The sequence below is a fragment of the Arthrobacter sp. Dra40 genome (assembly GCF_059091905.1).
Genome location: NZ_JBNHHB010000474.1, coordinates 1 through 1,494, shown reverse-complemented (window position 1 = coordinate 1,494; position 1,494 = coordinate 1). Strand labels below are relative to the sequence as shown.

At 60.1% G+C, this 1,494-nt stretch carries 1 protein-coding gene; it reads left to right on the top strand.

Going from position 1 to position 1,494, the window contains the following annotated elements:
• A partial coding sequence (gene nrdE / locus AC5RWT_RS37320) for a class 1b ribonucleoside-diphosphate reductase subunit alpha (RefSeq protein ID WP_494084606.1) occupies nucleotides 1-1,494 on the top strand: 1,494 nt, incomplete at both ends.

The following is a 1,494-nucleotide window of genomic DNA, read 5'->3' as shown; positions in this document are numbered from 1 at the left end:
TGTTCTTCCACGACCTGGAAGAGAAGCTCGACTACCTGATCAAGAACGATTACTACGAGCGCGAAACGCTCGACCAGTACACGATGAACTTCATCCGGTCGCTTTACGACCAGGCCTATAAGAAGAAGTTCCGCTTCGAGACCTTCCTGGGCGCGTTCAAGTTCTACACGTCGTACACGCTCAAGACGTTCGACGGCAAGCGTTTCCTGGAGCGCTATGAGGACCGTGTCTGCATGGTGGCCCTGCACCTGGCCAGGGGCGACGAAGAGCTGGCCATCCGGCTGGTGGACGAAATCATCGACGGACGCTTCCAGCCGGCCACCCCGACGTTCCTCAACGCCGGCAAGAAGCAGCGCGGCGAGCTCGTCTCCTGCTTCCTGCTCCGCATCGAAGACAACATGGAGTCGATCGCCCGCGGCATCAACTCCGCCCTGCAGCTGTCCAAGCGCGGCGGCGGTGTGGCGCTGTCGCTGACCAACATCCGCGAGCACGGAGCACCGATCAAGCAGATCGAAAACCAGTCCTCCGGCGTCATCCCGGTCATGAAGCTGCTCGAAGACAGCTTCTCCTACGCCAACCAGCTTGGTGCCCGCCAGGGTGCCGGCGCGGTGTACCTGCATGCGCACCACCCGGACATCTACCGCTTCCTGGACACCAAGCGTGAGAACGCTGACGAAAAGATCCGCATCAAGACGCTGTCGCTGGGCGTTGTCGTCCCGGACATCACCTTTGAGCTGGCCAAAAAGAACGAGGACATGTACCTGTTCTCTCCGTACGACGTCGAGCGCGTCTACGGCGTGCCGTTCTCGGACATCTCCGTGTCGGAGAAGTACTACGAGATGGTCGACGACAGCCGGATCAAGAAGACCAAGATCAGCGCCCGCGAGTTCTTCCAGACGCTGGCCGAGATCCAGTTCGAATCCGGCTACCCGTACATCATGTTCGAGGACACGGTGAACCGGGCCAACCCGATCGACGGCAAGATCATCATGTCCAACCTGTGTTCGGAGATCCTGCAGGTCTCGTCGCCGTCGTTGTACAACGAGGACCTGACCTACGCCGAGATCGGCAAGGACATTTCCTGCAACCTCGGGTCGATGAACATTGCCAAGACCATGGACTCGCCCGACTTCGGCAACTCCATCGAGACCGCCATCCGCGCGCTGACCGCTGTGTCGGACATGTCCTACATCAACTCGGTTCCTTCGATCGCGGAAGGCAACCTGCAGTCGCACGCCATCGGCCTGGGGCAAATGAACCTGCACGGCTACCTGGCCCGCGAGCGGGTCCACTACGGTTCGGAAGAGGGGCTGGACTTCACCAACATCTACTTCTACACGGTGCTGTTCCACGCACTGCGTGCCTCGAACAAGCTGGCGATTGAACACCGCCAGACCTTCGGCGGCTTCGAGAAGTCCAAGTACGCCTCGGGTGAGTTCTTCGACAAGTACACCGAGCAGGAGTGGGTGCCGCAGACCGACCGGGTCAAGGAAC